Annotated in this window: 13 protein-coding genes; 2 read left to right on the top strand and 11 right to left on the bottom strand. The window is 51.3% G+C overall.

The genetic code is table 11. The annotated features are described in order from the left end of the window. Positions 1 to 3: 3 nt before the first annotated feature. The 10 genes from ccoN to AC27K1_RS20800 all read right to left on the bottom strand — a co-directional run bounded on the left by ccoN (position 4) and on the right by AC27K1_RS20800 (position 12,239). Positions 4 to 1,428 carry a cytochrome-c oxidase, cbb3-type subunit I gene (gene ccoN, locus AC27K1_RS20845; RefSeq protein ID WP_487152721.1) on the bottom strand — a complete coding sequence of 475 codons (1,425 nt, stop codon included), beginning with the start codon at positions 1,426 to 1,428 and terminating at the stop codon, positions 4 to 6. A gap of 660 nt (positions 1,429 to 2,088) precedes the next feature. Continuing rightward, positions 2,089 to 3,438 (bottom strand): homogentisate 1,2-dioxygenase, encoded by a 1,350-nt coding sequence (gene hmgA, locus AC27K1_RS20840; RefSeq protein ID WP_487152720.1) that lies wholly within the window; start codon positions 3,436 to 3,438, stop codon positions 2,089 to 2,091. Between the two features lie 197 nt (positions 3,439 to 3,635). Next, positions 3,636 to 4,523 carry a hypothetical protein gene (locus tag AC27K1_RS20835; protein ID WP_487152719.1) on the bottom strand — a complete coding sequence of 296 codons (888 nt, stop codon included), beginning with the start codon at positions 4,521 to 4,523 and terminating at the stop codon, positions 3,636 to 3,638. Positions 4,524 to 4,908: 385 nt separating this feature from the next. Beyond that, positions 4,909 to 5,700 (bottom strand): outer membrane protein OmpK, encoded by a 792-nt coding sequence (locus AC27K1_RS20830; protein WP_487152718.1) that lies wholly within the window; start codon positions 5,698 to 5,700, stop codon positions 4,909 to 4,911. Positions 5,701 to 5,884: 184 nt separating this feature from the next. Next, positions 5,885 to 6,592 carry a purine-nucleoside phosphorylase gene (gene deoD / locus AC27K1_RS20825; protein ID WP_487152717.1) on the bottom strand — a complete coding sequence of 236 codons (708 nt, stop codon included), beginning with the start codon at positions 6,590 to 6,592 and terminating at the stop codon, positions 5,885 to 5,887. A 54-nt stretch (positions 6,593 to 6,646) separates the two neighbouring features. Further along, the gene (locus tag AC27K1_RS20820; protein WP_487152716.1) at positions 6,647 to 7,894 is read right to left on the bottom strand and encodes a phosphopentomutase; all 1,248 of its coding nucleotides are present in this window, start codon (positions 7,892 to 7,894) and stop codon (positions 6,647 to 6,649) included. A gap of 49 nt (positions 7,895 to 7,943) precedes the next feature. Beyond that, positions 7,944 to 9,281, bottom strand: a complete 1,338-nt coding sequence (gene deoA / locus AC27K1_RS20815) for a thymidine phosphorylase (protein ID WP_487152715.1) — start codon at positions 9,279 to 9,281, stop codon at positions 7,944 to 7,946. 34 nt (positions 9,282 to 9,315) lie between these two features. Beyond that, on the bottom strand, positions 9,316 to 10,089 hold the full coding sequence (gene deoC / locus AC27K1_RS20810; RefSeq protein ID WP_487152714.1) for a deoxyribose-phosphate aldolase: 774 nt from the start codon (positions 10,087 to 10,089) through the stop codon (positions 9,316 to 9,318). Positions 10,090 to 10,147: 58 nt separating this feature from the next. Continuing rightward, positions 10,148 to 11,371: a NupC/NupG family nucleoside CNT transporter gene (locus tag AC27K1_RS20805; RefSeq protein ID WP_487152713.1), complete on the bottom strand. Its 1,224-nt coding sequence runs from the start codon at positions 11,369 to 11,371 to the stop codon at positions 10,148 to 10,150. A gap of 463 nt (positions 11,372 to 11,834) precedes the next feature. Further along, a complete protein-coding gene (locus tag AC27K1_RS20800) occupies positions 11,835 to 12,239 on the bottom strand; it encodes a hypothetical protein (RefSeq protein WP_487152712.1) in 405 nt (134 codons plus the stop codon). A gap of 263 nt (positions 12,240 to 12,502) precedes the next feature. Here AC27K1_RS20800 and AC27K1_RS20795 point away from each other — a divergent pair, with 263 nt between their 5' ends. Beyond that, the gene (locus AC27K1_RS20795) at positions 12,503 to 12,769 is read left to right on the top strand and encodes a hypothetical protein (RefSeq protein WP_487152711.1); all 267 of its coding nucleotides are present in this window, start codon (positions 12,503 to 12,505) and stop codon (positions 12,767 to 12,769) included. Positions 12,770 to 12,772: 3 nt separating this feature from the next. Here the strand turns inward: AC27K1_RS20795 and AC27K1_RS20790 are convergent, their stop codons facing one another. After that, positions 12,773 to 13,501 carry a substrate-binding periplasmic protein gene (locus tag AC27K1_RS20790; protein WP_487152710.1) on the bottom strand — a complete coding sequence of 243 codons (729 nt, stop codon included), beginning with the start codon at positions 13,499 to 13,501 and terminating at the stop codon, positions 12,773 to 12,775. A gap of 127 nt (positions 13,502 to 13,628) precedes the next feature. Between AC27K1_RS20790 and AC27K1_RS20785 the strand changes: the two genes are divergently transcribed. Then, a complete protein-coding gene (locus AC27K1_RS20785) occupies positions 13,629 to 14,786 on the top strand; it encodes a radical SAM protein (RefSeq protein ID WP_487152709.1) in 1,158 nt (385 codons plus the stop codon). Positions 14,787 to 14,974 lie beyond the last annotated feature (188 nt).

Genomic DNA, 14,974 nt, shown 5'->3' with positions numbered 1-14,974 from the left:
CTGTCACGCCATTTGAGCAGCCAGCTTCGCCTGGTCAGGCTCGGCGGCGCGGATGGTGCGGTAGACGTTGTACAGCATCACTACCATACCGGCGAGGAAGAAAGCTCCACCGATGGCGCGGACAATATAGCCGGTCTCACTCTGGATAACGGATTCGATAAAGCTGTAGGTCAGGGTGCCGTCGGCGTTGACCGCCCGCCACATCAGGCCCTGGGTGATACCGTTAACCCACATGGCGGCGATGTACAGTACGGTGCCGATCGTGGCCAGCCAGAAGTGCGCGTTGACCATCGCAATGCTGTACATGCTGTCACGTCCCCACAGGCGCGGGATCATGTGGTACAGGGCGCCGATGGACACCATGGCCACCCAGCCCAGTGCGCCGGAGTGTACGTGTCCGATGGTCCAGTCGGTGTAGTGGGAGAGCGCGTTGACGGTCTTGATCGCCATCATCGGGCCTTCGAAGGTGGACATGCCGTAGAACGACAGGGAGACCACCAGGAAGCGCAGTACCGGGTCAGTACGCAGCTTGTGCCAGGCGCCGGACAACGTCATGACACCGTTGATCATGCCGCCCCAGGAAGGTGCCAGCAGCACCAGCGACATCACCATACCCAGGCTCTGTGCCCAGTCAGGCAGCGCGGTGTAGTGCAGGTGGTGCGGGCCGGCCCAGATGTAAATGGCAATCAGTGCCCAGAAGTGAACGATGGACAGACGGTAGGAGTAAACCGGACGTTCAGCCTGCTTGGGTACGTAGTAGTACATCATGCCCAGGAAGCCGGCGGTCAGGAAGAAGCCGACGGCGTTGTGGCCGTACCACCACTGGATCATGGCATCCATGGCGCCGGAATAGGCAGAGTAGGACTTCCAGGCGGTCACCGGCACCGACATGCTGTTGACCACATGCAGCAGGGCAACGGTAATGATGAAGGCCCCGTAGAACCAGTTGGCTACATAGATGTGCTGGGCCTTACGCTTCATGACAGTGCCAAAGAAAACGTAGGCATAGACCAGCCAGACAACGGTGATCAGAATGTCGATCGGCCACTCCAGCTCGGCATACTCTTTGGAAGAGGTAATACCGAGTGGCAGGGTAATCGCTGCCAGCAGGATGACCAGGTTCCAGCCCCAGAAAGTAAAGGCCGCCAGGCCGTCAGAGATGAGCCGGGCCTGACAGGTCCGCTGCACCACATAGTATGACGTGGCGAACAGGGCAGAACCACCGAACGCGAAGATCACCGCATTGGTATGCAGTGGTCTCAGTCGACCGAAGGTCAGGTAAGGTTCAAAGTTGAGATCAGGAAACACCAGCTGGATTGCGATCAGCAAACCAACAGCCATGCCGACGATGCCCCATACCACCGTCATCACGGCAAACTGGCGAACCACTTTATAGTTGTAGTGTGTGTTCGTTGTTGCGCTACTCATGTATGGATCCACATAACCTTCGCTTAAGTACGTACATATCCCTACTTAAGTATCAGTAAGCCGAAAAGGCAAAACAATGACCTGTGTCAATATCTGGTCAGTGCCTGCGCAGTTGCTCCTCATACCCCCGCAAGGTGCTTGACGCGTCAAAACCATACCGTCAGCCGTAAGGCCGGGACCAGTCGATAGTCTGTTGTATAAAAGCTGGGTGCTAATGGGTATCTGGTTTCTACGCTGTCTGTTGTTGGTTTTGTTATCAGACAGGGCCTGCGAATGTGCCGAATCAGTCCACATCTGCAGGCCGATCCGCGAGGCGGTGACAATCATATCAGAAAGCGTGCGAATATGCGCAACCGGATACCGATAATTCCTTATTTTTATTGTTGTTTTTTCTTGTTTTTGGGTTGTTTTTTGCGCGAATGCCTGTGTCTGTCGGTGCTGTTATCCCTGAAAATGCTGTGATGTTTGCCTTGCTGGCGCTATTTCAAAAGAAAGGCAGGGCGGAAGTGTTAACAGGTTGGCTACACCGATGGACGATTGATGGGAGAGGTTCGCTCTGGTGATACCAACCATGGTCGTTTAATTGCACTGGCGCAAATGGCGATGGTCAGTGCAGATCCCGGGTGTGGCGGTGAGCCTGCCACACCCGGGATGTATGGCTTATTTCTTCGGGGCGGCTGCATTAAAGGTTGGTGCGATGTTTTGCCAGCAATCGGTATAGTTTTCCTGACGTAATCCGCCATTGATAGCAAAGGCTGTAGGTTTATAGAGGAAGGATGACTCGAACATAAAGGCCAGTGTGTTTTCCTGCTTTTGTGGCGTCAGCTTGGCTTTTGTCGCTTTTTCGACGGCGGCGCCATCTGGCCCGTGGGGCGACATGCAGTTGTGCAGGCTGCCTCCACCGGGCTTAAATCCGCCGTCTGGTTTGGCATCGTATAGCCCTTCGATAAGGCCCATGTATTCACTCATGATGTTGCGATGAAACCAGGGGGGTCTAAACGTATCCTCTGCAACCATCCAGCGTGGCGGAAAAATCACAAAGTCCACATTGGCCAGTCCCTCATGATCGAGAGGAGACGTCAGAACCGTGAATATTGATGGGTCAGGATGGTCGAAACTTACGGTATTGATGGTGTTGAAGGTTTTCAGGTCGTATTTGTAGGGCGCGTAATTCCCATGCCAGGCAACAACATCAAAGGGGGAATGATCCAGGTTGCAGGTAAAAAAATGCCCACCGAACTTGGTCAATAGTTGCGTTGGTTCATTGTTGTCTTCAAACCAGGCAACAGGTGTCTTGAAATCGCGAGGGTTTGCCAACCCATTGGCGCCAATGGGGCCAAGGTCAGGTAAACGAAAAGGGTTGCCATAATTTTCCAGCAAATAACCGCTGGCCTGGTCTTCTAATAGACTCACACGAAATTTAATACCCCGTTGAATCACGGCAATTTCGGTTGGCTTTATGTGGAGGCGTCCGAATTCAGTGTCGATGGATAGGCCGCCTTGCTGGGGAACAATCAGCAGATCACCGTCGGCATTACAGAAACAGCGCTTTTCCATGCTCTGTGATGCAGAATAAAGATGAATCGCGCTGCCTTGCCGTATTGAGGCGTCACCATTACCCGCCAAGGTGCGGATGCCCGCAATAAAATCGTATTTGTGATCAGCAGGTGGTTGGGGGCTCCAGCGCAAACGTTCGGGTGTTAGCCATGTATCGCAGAAAGGTGCTGTCTGCCAGGTTTCTGAAAGCACAGGTTCGTAGGGTGACTGTTTGGCAGATGGGTGAATCCTGTAAAGCCAGGATCGCTGGCTTTCGTGACGCCTGGCAGTGAAGCCTGTGCCGCTGAGTTGTTCGGCAATGAGTCCATAAGGCAGTTTTTGGGGGGAATTTTGTCCAACAGGCAGGGCGTTAGGGAGTGCCTCGGTGCTGAAATGATTGCCAAAACCGGACATATAGTGAAATGAATCAGTAACCTCTTTTTTACTAGCCGGTCGTTGCTTTGTCTTTTTCATCCGTCACCCCTTCAGCAGATATCAGCTCATAGAAAACGTCGAGCTGATTATTTTCTGTGAGTAGCCAGTAATTTCCCTGTTTCTTGAATCTAACATGTGTTTCTGGATGAGCAAATGTAATCCTTAAAAAGTGTCTCAGTGTTTGAGGCTGGCTTTATTGATGTTCGTCTGTAGTAGCGACAGGGCAGGATGGCCTGTCACATCGTTACTACTTTCTCAGTGTCGGGCATATCCTTTCCAGTCTCTGTTAACGGTTGTGAATCATCACCTTCTTCAAGAGTTGATGGCTGGGTTTCTGTCATGTCGTCGTCAGTTGCTGACTTTTCCAGTGTCAATTTAATGGGGCTCACCTCTTCAGAATCTGAAAGGGCATGTGTTGCCCAAAATATTACAGCTTGCTGATAAACGCCAAGGTCGTCTCTCATCAAGTTGGGCGCAGGTTCAGGTGGCGCTAACTTTGCTGTTTCCGTTAGGGGAGTTGGAAATGCGGTCGTGACTTTATATTCCATTTCTATGTTACCAGCATCATGAGCCACCTGATGAATTTGACCTACTACCGCGATATGATCAACCTTTCTCAAGGGGAGGCTAATTATTCGGCTAGCGATTTGTCGTTTTCCTCTCTTCAAAAGACGTACTTCATTATCTGTTATAGGATTATCTCCATGGGATGGGCCATATAATGGGCAGGTGAGATCAATTTGAAGGTCCTGTGATACATTTCTCAATATGATTTTGAAATCTGCCTTGGTTACAGAATGTTTTTTATTTGAGCACTCATCATCGATTTGTTTTTTGAAAGAACCAGCGTTTGGTCTCGTTATATTTTTACTTATATTTTCCGCTGATAGATTGTTGATGATGTATTCCATGAGTTTTTTATCATATGTATTTAACTTTTCTTTTGCATGTTCTCCAAGGAATAACTGGATTCCATGTTCATTTTCCATTTTTGTGAAATATGGTTTTTTTCCACCTTTTTGACCATTGCTACTCCCAGCTTGGTATGAAGCATGTGTTGTGGTTGACGTGCTTGGTAAAGGGGTTTGGTAGTGCTTTTGATTCGAGGTTAATGATGCTTCCATAATAAAATCCTATTAATAATTAACATGAAGTCAAGACAAAGGCCGGAGCCTGTTTAATAAGCTGTTTATTTGACAATTTTCTTTCTTTTTTATCACTAACCGGCTGGTTAGTGATAATCGTCCTGATTTTGCTGGTTAATGGTAATACCTATGCGTGTATAGTCGGTTAAATATCGATAGGTCTCCTTGATAGCAAAAAATGATAGCTAAATTTATAGATTGGTTAATGATGTTTGATTGCATTTGGTTGGCTAATTATCTTTCAGATACCAAACAAGAGCCAACAAATTATTGGAAATAGGAGTGATCTAAGAAATCAGCGGGAGGAAGAAACAGATAGCAGCGATCAGACCACTTAAATAGCGGTCTGATCGTAAGAGAACTATCAGAAATTATACTTCAGGGTATAAATCATAGCGTTCTGGTAGGCGTCGGCAGTTGCCAATTTGTCCTGGGAATAGCGGTACTGAACACCTGCGGTGATTTTTTCGATCGGGTGCCACCACAGAGCAAGTGCGCCGTTTTGGCCAACCTTACCGGCAGTGCCATTTACATACTTGTCAGACAAATACTCGTCATCACGATCGAAAGTCATTTCATGCCAGTTGCTGACGCTGAACTTTTCACCGCCCAGGCTGAAGTTATAGCCAGCTACCCAGCCCAGCATGTAACCATTTCTACCGTTGTACTTGTCACTCTTAACCCAGGCTGGACCGATGAAAGGCTTGACCCAGAAACCGGAGTCGTTGGCAAAGCGGTAACCAAGACCTACGATACGGTCCTGCTCACGGCTACTGTGGCCGTCGTCACGGAAGTCATAGACGTGACCGTACAGGGTAAAGTTGGTGTCGCCCAGGTAGATGTGCGTGGTGCCCTTGGCGGCAGTACGCAGGTTCTTGGAACCGTCATTTTCCTTGGTGTCGTTGGTCGGGTTCTCTACATCGAAGAAACCGTACACTTCACCCCAGTTGAAACCCGCGCCACCTTCAACTTCCAGGAAGAAGAAGTCTTTTTTTGCAGCATTGTCAGCGGTACGGTTCTGGGTGCCCTTGGACCAGTCCAGATAGTTGATGCTGACATTACCGAAACCATACACCATTTCAGCATTGGCGGCTGTGGCAGACATTGCCCCCAGAACTACCGCGGCAGCGGCAACTACGTTCTTGCGAATACCCATTAACTCTCAATCCTAATGTGTTGTTACAAACTCAAACAGCAAATCAAGTCCGCCAGGGCAACGGCTGTTTTGTTGCTCTGATTGCCATGACGTTCATTGGTTTGGCAACTCCGGCCAGTGGGGGCGACATAAACTGTCGTCTTGTCGGCCTGCCATCCTGGCAGGCCGGCTAGTCGGGTGATGATCAGGCGATCACGGAATCCAGCGTGATTTCGATCATCTCATTGAATGAATTCTGACGGTCATCAGAGGACATCTTTTCACCGGTGGGAATAACATCACTCACGGTGCATATGGTCAGTGCCTTGGCGCCGAACTCGGCGGCGACGCCGTAGAGGCCTGCGGCTTCCATATCAACACCCAGTACGCCGTGCCTGGCCATGACCTCGAACATTTCCGGCTCCGGCGTGTAGAACAGGTCTGCGGAGAACAAATTGCCGACACGTACCGGCAGCTTATGGGCGCGGGCTGCGTTGACGGCTTTTTCCAGCAGGCCGAAATCGGCAATGGCGGCAAAGTCATAGCCGCGGAAACGAATACGGTTGACGTTGGAGTCAGTGCATGCGCCCTGTGCGATGACGATATCGCGCAGTTTGACATCCGTGCTCACGGCGCCACAGCTGCCGACACGGATGATGTTCTTCACACCGTAATCGGTGATCAGTTCCTTGTAATAAATGGAGGCCGAAGGAATGCCCATGCCGGAACCCATGGTTGAGATTCGCATACCTTTATAGGTGCCGGTGTAACCCAGCATGTTGCGTACATTGGTCACTTCTTCTGCATTTTCGAAGAAGTTCTCGGCAATGTATTTTGCACGCAGTGGGTCGCCGGGCATCAGAATCGTTTCAGCAAAAGCCCCGTCAGCTGCATTGATATGTGGCGTAGCCAATTGGTTATCTCCCTGATCGCCCGACGTCAGTCCGGGCGTTGTTCATGTCGTTGATCAGGCCGTTTCGGGCATGATGTCGGGTAAAAAGCTGATGCCATGATCCATGGCTGGCAGATCAAAGTAAGCTGCCAGTGTCTGGCCGATATCTGCAAATGTTTCACGCACACCCAGTGAGCCGGGTTTTACATCAGGACCGTAAACCAGTACTGGCACATGTTCACGGGTATGGTCGGAACCGTGCCAGGTCGGGTCACAACCGTGGTCGGCTGTTAGAATCAGGATGTCGTCTTTCTCAAGCAGAGCCAAAAGTTCAGGCAAACGACGATCAAAGTATTCCAGCGCTTCGGCATAACCTGTGACATCACGACGATGGCCATAATGCATGTCAAAGTCGACGAAGTTGGTCATAACGATGGTATGGTCACCCGCCTGACGAACTTCTTCCAGTGTTGCATCGAACAGTGCTTCAAGACCCGTGGCCTTAATCTTTTTGGTGATGCCCTGGTGTGCATAGATGTCAGCGATTTTGCCGATGCTGACCACCTCGCCACTGTCGTTAGCCAGTTTTTCAAGCACGGTGGGGGAGGGCGGTGCCAGCGAATAATCACGACGGTTACCGGTACGCTCGAAGTCGCTGCTGTTGGTGCCAATGAAGGGGCGGGCGATGACCCGACCGATGTTGTAGCCTTCCAACAGTTCGCGGGAAACTTCACATAATTTCAGCAGGCGATCCAGGCCGAAGGATTCTTCGTGACAGGCGATCTGCAGGACACTGTCAGCCGAGGTGTAGAGAATCGGCTTGCCGGTGCGCATGTGCTCTTCACCCAGGCGGGCGATAATTTCAGTGCCTGAAGCGTGGCAGTCGCCCAGAATACCCGGCAGATCCATGGCAGCAGTGATTTTTTCCAGCAGTTCGGGTGGGAAGGTGTTTTCTTTTTCGGTGAAGTAGCCCCAGTCAAAAAGTACCGGAACACCTGCCATTTCCCAGTGACCGCTGGGTGTATCCTTGCCACTGGAGATTTCACAGGCCGGTGCATAGGCGCCGGTGATGGTCACATCCGTGGCCATGCCTTCAGGGAAACGACCGGTACATGCCTTGGCAGCATGCAGCAGGCCAAGACTGGCCAGATTCGGCAGATGAAGAGGACCCTGTCGACCATTCTCAGCCTTGCCGGCAGCGCAGAGCTCGGCAATATGGCCGAGGGTATCGGAACCGGTATCACCAAATTTGTCCGCATCCGGGGCGGCACCGATTCCGAAGGAATCCAGTACCAGCACAATGGCTCGTTTCTTTGCTGTCATATTCAGGCTCCGTTTACGTCCTGTCTGCTGCATGGTTTACCCCGAAAGATCATTCTTCACAATCCGCCGGGGTAATGCGGCGATACACTTCAGGCGTTGTCTCAGGGGCGGTGTCGCCTATTTTCACTGAGGCCTGAACCATGGCCGCTGCCTGCTGCCAGGACTGTTCGTCCCTGGCGTGAATCATGGCCAATGGGGTCTCTTTATTAATGACCTGGCCCAGTGTGCAGATATCGCTCAGGCCTACGCTGTAATCAATGGCGTCTGTGGCTGCTTTGCGGCCACCGCCCAGTTGTACCACGGCCAGTCCCATGCCGCGGGTATCCATGCTGTTAGCGTAGCCTTCGGTTTGCGCAAATACCGGTTTGATAATGCTGGCTTTGGGCAGGTATTTGTCGTGATTCTCAATAAAGTCTGCAGGGCCTCCCAGGCCGGCCACCATGCGATTAAAAATCTCTGCAGCCTTGCCGTCATCCAGAACGACTTGCAGCTTATCTCTTGCTTCGCACTGGTCAGCCGCCAAACCACCGGAAACCAGCAATTCCGCAGATTGTGCCATGGTGATTTCGTGCAGTCGCGGGTTGCGGTAGGCGCCCGTCAGGTATTGAACAGCTTCACGGACTTCGACGGCATTTCCCGCGGTCGACGCCAGACACTGGTTCATGTCGGTCAGCAGTGCGGTTGTTTTTACGCCTGCGCCATTGGCGACGCTGACAATGCTTTTCGCCAGCCCTTCCGAGAGTTCGTAGGTTGGCATGAATGCACCGCTGCCGACTTTCACATCCATCACCAGTGCATCAAGACTTTCCGCCAGCTTCTTGGCGAGAATGGACGCAGTAATGAGGTCAATGGATTCAACGGTGGCGGTGATATCGCGAATAGCGTAGAAACGTTTGTCAGCCGGGGCCAGTTCACCGGTCTGGCCAATAATAGCGACACCGGTTTCAAGAACGACTTGCCGAAACCGTTTTTCTGAGGCGGACGTTGTATAACCGGGAATGCTGTCCAGTTTGTCGAGCGTGCCACCGGTATGACCCAGCCCTCGGCCTGAAATCATGGGCACGTAACCACCACAGGCTGCAACCATGGGCCCCAGCATCAGGCTGACGACATCGCCGACGCCACCGGTGGAATGTTTGTCCAGGATCGGACCATTAAGATTTTCACCAGACCAGTCCAGCACTTCACCGGAGTCACGCATGGCACAGGTCAGGGCAATTCGCTCAGGCATGGATAAGCCACGGAAGAAAATGGCCATCGCCAGCGCGGCAATCTGACCTTCAGTGACACTGTCGTCGGTAATCCCGTTGACGAAACTTCGGATTTCGTTATCCGACAGTGTTTTTCCTTCACGCTTGTTGCGAATGACTTCCTGCGGTAGAAACATGGCATGATCTCCTGTGCCAGACTGGCGGTTATGCTCAGTAGCTCTGCTTGTCGATATTGCCTTCACGCAGACCCAGGGCAATCAGCAGGTTGCCCAGCAGGCTGCTGGCGCCAAAGCGGTAGTGATCCGGAGTGATCCAGTCGGCGCCCATGATCTCTTCCGCCAGCTGCAGGTGTTCTGCGGCTTCTTCAGCAGTACGGATGCCGCCGGCGGGCTTGAAGGCAACATCACGTCCACTGTCGTGTATCGCTTCCAGCATGATGCGGGCAGATTCCAGCGTGGCATTGACCGGGACTTTGCCGGTTGAAGTCTTGATGAAATCTGCACCCGCTTCAATAGCAATCTCGCTGGCGCGACGAATCAGTGCAGGATCTTTCAGTTCACCGGACTCGATAATGACTTTCAGCTTAACAGTGTCACCACAAGTGGCCTTGCACTGCTTCACCAGTTCAAAACCGATGTCTGCGTTTCCAGCGATCAGCGCGCGGTAAGGAAAGACGACATCGACTTCATCCGCACCATAGGCGATGGCGGCGCGTGTTTCTGCAACAGCAATGCTGATGTCGTCGCCACCGGCCGGGAAGTTGGTCACGGTCGCCACTTTCATGTGGTCCAGACCCAGTTCACGCAGGGTTTTCCTGGCGATGGGGACAAAACGGGGGTAAACACAGACCGCTGCAGGGGTGCCTGCGTCGGTTTTTGCTGAACGACACAGGTCAATCACTTTCTGATCAGTGTCATCGTCGTTCAGGGTGGTCAGGTCCATCAGGGTCAGCGCAAGTTGGCTGTACTTGGAAGTATCGGTCATCGGTCAGTTTCCTGATAAAGGTCAGGCCCCGCAGAGAACTGTCCGCGGGGCATTCCAATTATAGTGCGAGGAACAGGCCGGCAAGGGCGGCGCTCATCAGGTTGGACAGGCTACCTGCGGCAACCGCTTTCAGACCCATGCGGGCAATGTCCTTACGACGATCGGGCGCCATGACACCCAGACCGCCCAGCAGAATTGCAATAGACGACAGGTTTGCAAAACCGCACAGTGCAAAGGTCACGATGGCCTGGGAATGGGGAGTCAGGCTGTCCTTGATGGCAACGAAGTCGACATAGGCGACGAATTCGTTCAGTACCAGCTTCTGACCGATCAGGCTGCCGACTTGCAGTGCTTCAGAAGAGGGGATACCCAGTACCCAGGCGATCGGGGCGAATACATACCCCAGGATCTGTTGCAGAGACAGGGCTTCCAGGCCAAAGATGCCGCCGATTCCACCGATCAGGCCATTCAGCAAGGCGATCAGCGAGATGAAGGCCAGCAGCATGGCGCCTACGTTGGCAGCCAGTTTCATACCGCTGGCGGCACCGCTGGCTGCAGCGTCAATCACGTTGGCAGGCTTGTTCTCTTCGTCTTCATCAAGGTGTGCGTCTTGATTGACCTTGTCGAACTCGGTTTCCGGCTTGATGATCTTGGCCATCAGCAGACCGCCGGGAGCAGCCATGAAGCTGGCGGCGATCAGGTACTTGAGCTCAACACCCATGCTGGCATAACCGACCATTACCGCACCGGCAACCGAAGCCAGGCCGCCAACCATAACGGCAAACAGCTCAGACTGGGTCATTTTGGCGATATAGGGGCGAACCAGCAGGGGCGCTTCTGTCTGACCGACAAAGATGTTGGCTGTCGCGGAAAGCGATTCTGTACGGCTGGTGCCCAATACTTTCTGCAGCAGGCCGCCGATGACCTTGATAATCAGCTGCATAATGCCGAGGTAGTACAGAACAGCCATCAGGGAGGAGAAGAAGATGATGATGGTCAGAACGTTGATGACGAAGATGAAGCCGAGCTTGAACTTGGCCAGATCGCCAAAGAGGAAGCCAATACCTTCATTTCCGAAGTTAATGACATGCTGAACACCTTCGGCAGCACTGGCAAGCGCGGTCTGGCCTATTGGAATATAAAGAACAAAAGCACCCAGAATAGCCTGAAGAATGAAGGCGCCGCCGACAGTGCGAAGGCGAATGGCCTTGCGGTTATCCGACAGCAGAAAAGCGATTCCCAGCAGACATGCAATGCCCAGCATGCTGAATAGAATTTGCACGGTTTGTCCCCCTGACCAACATGGCCGGTTTAATCACAGTAAATGGTTGCGCCGATCTGGGAGGAAATGAGAAAACTCTTCCCCCACAAACAGCCGGTCATATCGCCAGCACATCAGCCTGTCGATGAATGCCACTCCGAGAAGCCCGATGACGTTTTGTCTCAGGCAACGCTTGTCATTTATTGCGGTTTTTTGTTGGGGTTGTGTTGCAATTGCGGCGAATGGTAAGTGGGGGATTTTGCTGAGTAAATAAATAAAAATCGCAAGACAATTCAAAAAAATTGAAAGCCGTTGATCATTAGTGATCATAATTCAACAAATGTTGATTTTTTGCTTGGAATTGCGGACTCTGACTGTTCAAAAGTGCTCAAAAATGAACATTCCGTAGAGTGGGGTTTGCCTGATAGTGCTGCATGATTTGAGGTGGTGAGGTTACCATCACCACCCGCTTTATGATGTTGAGCTATTCGGTTCTTGCCAGGGGACGTCCCGCCTTCTGCGCGGTAGCGAGTTCTCTGATGGATTGCCCGTCAACCGTAAGCCGCTTGGCTTCGCCCTCTGCTATAACGCGGACGGTGGCAGGGCGATCGTCGGGAATATTGACGGCCAGTACGATGCCGTTGAGGCTGAGCTCCTGATCCGCCAGCCGAATAACATGGTTATCCATACGGATGCTGCCTTCCTCACCGGTAAAGCCACATTCGCCGTCGAGCCTGTTGCCTTCTGTGCGTGTTGATCGGGAAAATGTCTGCCCCCTGTCGGAGGATACTGAGCAGAAACCTGAGGAGGAGTGTGAGCCGCTGAATGTAGTATCACAGCCAGTGAGCAGTAGTGTCAGGGAAGTGGTCAGTAACGTTATTTTTTTCATGGGTTCAGGCCTGTCTGTTCTGCTGTACATGCACCGGTGAAAATGTGGTTCACGGGCTTGGTGCGTGGACAGTCGTCATATATTTGTTTTTGTGATAACGGACGCCTGCGATATGTGCTTTTTACAGCTGTCGCACGAACGGGTGCAATTATAACTCTATTAAAGGACGAATAGATATGTTGTCTGGGTCTTAGGGGTGACTGCTTTGTGTAGGTGGTAAAGCTACACTTTAAGATAAGCGCATGCTATCCAGGGAGCAGTTTATGAAGGATACGCAGAAACAGCGTCTTATGGACGGAATTGAAGCCTTATATCCAGCCGATGCAGATTGCCCTCGCACCGCTTTTATTGGACAGATCATGCTGCATAATGCCCTTGAGAATGCAGTCTATAACTGGCGGGATTTACCTGCGCCGGTTCTGGCTCGCTATCTTGCCATCTGTGAGGATTACGAGCTTCAGCTTAGTCGAAATCCTGAAGAGGCGGAAAGTTTCCTGCCTGACTATCTCAATAGAAACGGTAATCTTTAAATGCTATTCGATGGGTGAATATGTCATGCCTTTCTGGTCAAGACTGTAGCCCATCCATTTATAGAGGCTGTCGTTGAAAATCGTTGCAGCTTCGCCGCTTGAGATCAAAGCCTGAATGGTGCTGGAGATCTCTTTCAGCGGGATATCGCAGTCCAGCGCGTTGGAAATGCCGGCATACAAATTGAATGTTGCGATATCTATGGGCGTTTTTTCAAATTTACCTTCCAGATCCAATAGTGAGACGAATAGATCGCCTTGGATGTCTGGGTAGATCGCGTAGTCCACGCGTCCAACTTCAAGCATTTTGAGCCCCTGGCGAGGCCGGGTTGTACGCATAACTTGCAGGTTGTTATTGGCAAACTGATTAAAGTCATCACCAAATGTCAGCCCCCTGGGAGCTACGCCACGCAGCATTGTCAGATCATCCCAGGTTTGAGGATGGTTTTCCTTGTCGCGTCTGACTACGACGGCATAGGTTTGCTGGTAAATAGCGGGTTCTATAAATGTTGTATGTTCCGCCAGTTCGCTGTTTCGCGTCATGGCTGGAATGACATGAATTAAACCTTTTTTGAAATGGCTGAGTACCCGGTTGTAGCCACCGAGATGATCGGTTGTCACATTGATGTTATGTCTTTTGAATGCTTTCTCTAGTAGCTCCTTGGCCGCGCCATGTATTTCCAGATAATCACTCCATACCACCGGTGGGAAGTCTGGAGGGCCGGACATTGTCACGCTATGGCACATTCGTGCACCTACTTTAGAAGAAGCAAGAATTAGAGCCATTACAAGTAAGGCGGTTCGGATAGTCACAGAGCACATGGTGGGTGGTTTTGTTATTGTTCTTATTTCTAGGAGCCAGATGTTTAACATGATTGTTTTGTTCTGGCAATTTTGTGAGCGTATTGCAGTCATCATGTTGTCCGTTGTCAAAAAGAAAAATGGCTTAAAGTTGGAGTGCTCTCAGCTGGGCGTATCGGTGCGTCTGGATGAACTTGGCTATTGGTGCAGTTATCGCAATGCGGAGGCGTTTTATCGACGATGTGTTGATGGCTGTGTAGTGAGGGGGCGTGATGTGCCTGTCGCCTTATCGCCTCAACATGCTGAGACGGTGACATTGCAGGTGCTGTCTCTATTGGTGCGGATTGTAGAAACATTGAACACCAATAGTGAGATTGAAAATGCTATAGATCAGCAAGCTTCAGAGTTACTGCTTTGTGCGTCTCGTCTTGATTTAAAAGATTATTGTCAGAGATCTTGCTTGGCAGATTCAGCTTATCCAGAAGTCATTCCCATTCTTCCACCTGATCGTTATGGCGATATCGTTATTCAGCCGGCGACAGGTTGTCCCAATAGTCAGTGTTCGTTTTGTGCTTTCTATCAAGGTAAACGCTTCCGTGTTTTGGGTGAGGAGGTGTTGAAACAACATGTCAGTCAGGTAAAAGCGCTATTGGATCCAGGTTGGGGTGGGCGTGATGGTGTATTTTTAGGCTCTGCCAATGCAATGGCGCTTTCAACCCGTCGTTTGTTGCCGGTATTGCAGCTGATCCGTGATGAGGTTGGTGTGATTCGGCGTGGTGTTGCTGCTTTTGGTGATGCGGATTTTGCGCCTGCGCGCCAATCGGGTGATTGGGCTTCACTCGCAGAGCTTGGTCTGCGTCAGGTGGTCATTGGTTTGGAAACCGGTTATGGTGTATTACGTGAGCAGCTCGGCAAATCAGGTGATTTGCTACCGACTCGACGAATGATAGAAGAGCTAAAAATAGCAGGTATACGGGTTGGGATAACGATTCTTGCTGGTGTTGGTCGGCATTCTCATGTTGAAAAAACACTGTCGTACGTAAAGCATTTACCCTTAGAGGCAAAGGATATTGTTTATTTGTCTCCTCTTGAGGGAGAGGGGGTGCATGTCAGTGCACCCATCGCTGATCAGTATGATGAATTATTGTTAGGGCTCCGTTCTATTACCAATGCGCAGGTTGCCCCGTATCAAATGAAGCGCTTCTTCTATTATGCATAACATTCTTTGAGGTGCATGTTGACACAGGGCCGAAACGCTGTAGAATGCGCCGCCTGTCAACGAGCTTCGCTCTCCGGTTTCACCGGGTGAAACAAGCGCTTGACACTGAAGTCCGCCGGAGTAGAATGGCGGCCTCGCTGAAACGGACAAGGTTCTCGAAACGCAGTCTGAATCACTTTCAGCGATAC

It is taken from the genome of Kistimonas ophiarachnellae, from assembly GCF_057552235.1.
Note: the sequence above shows the minus strand (reverse complement) of the source record. Positions and strands in the feature narration are given on the sequence as shown.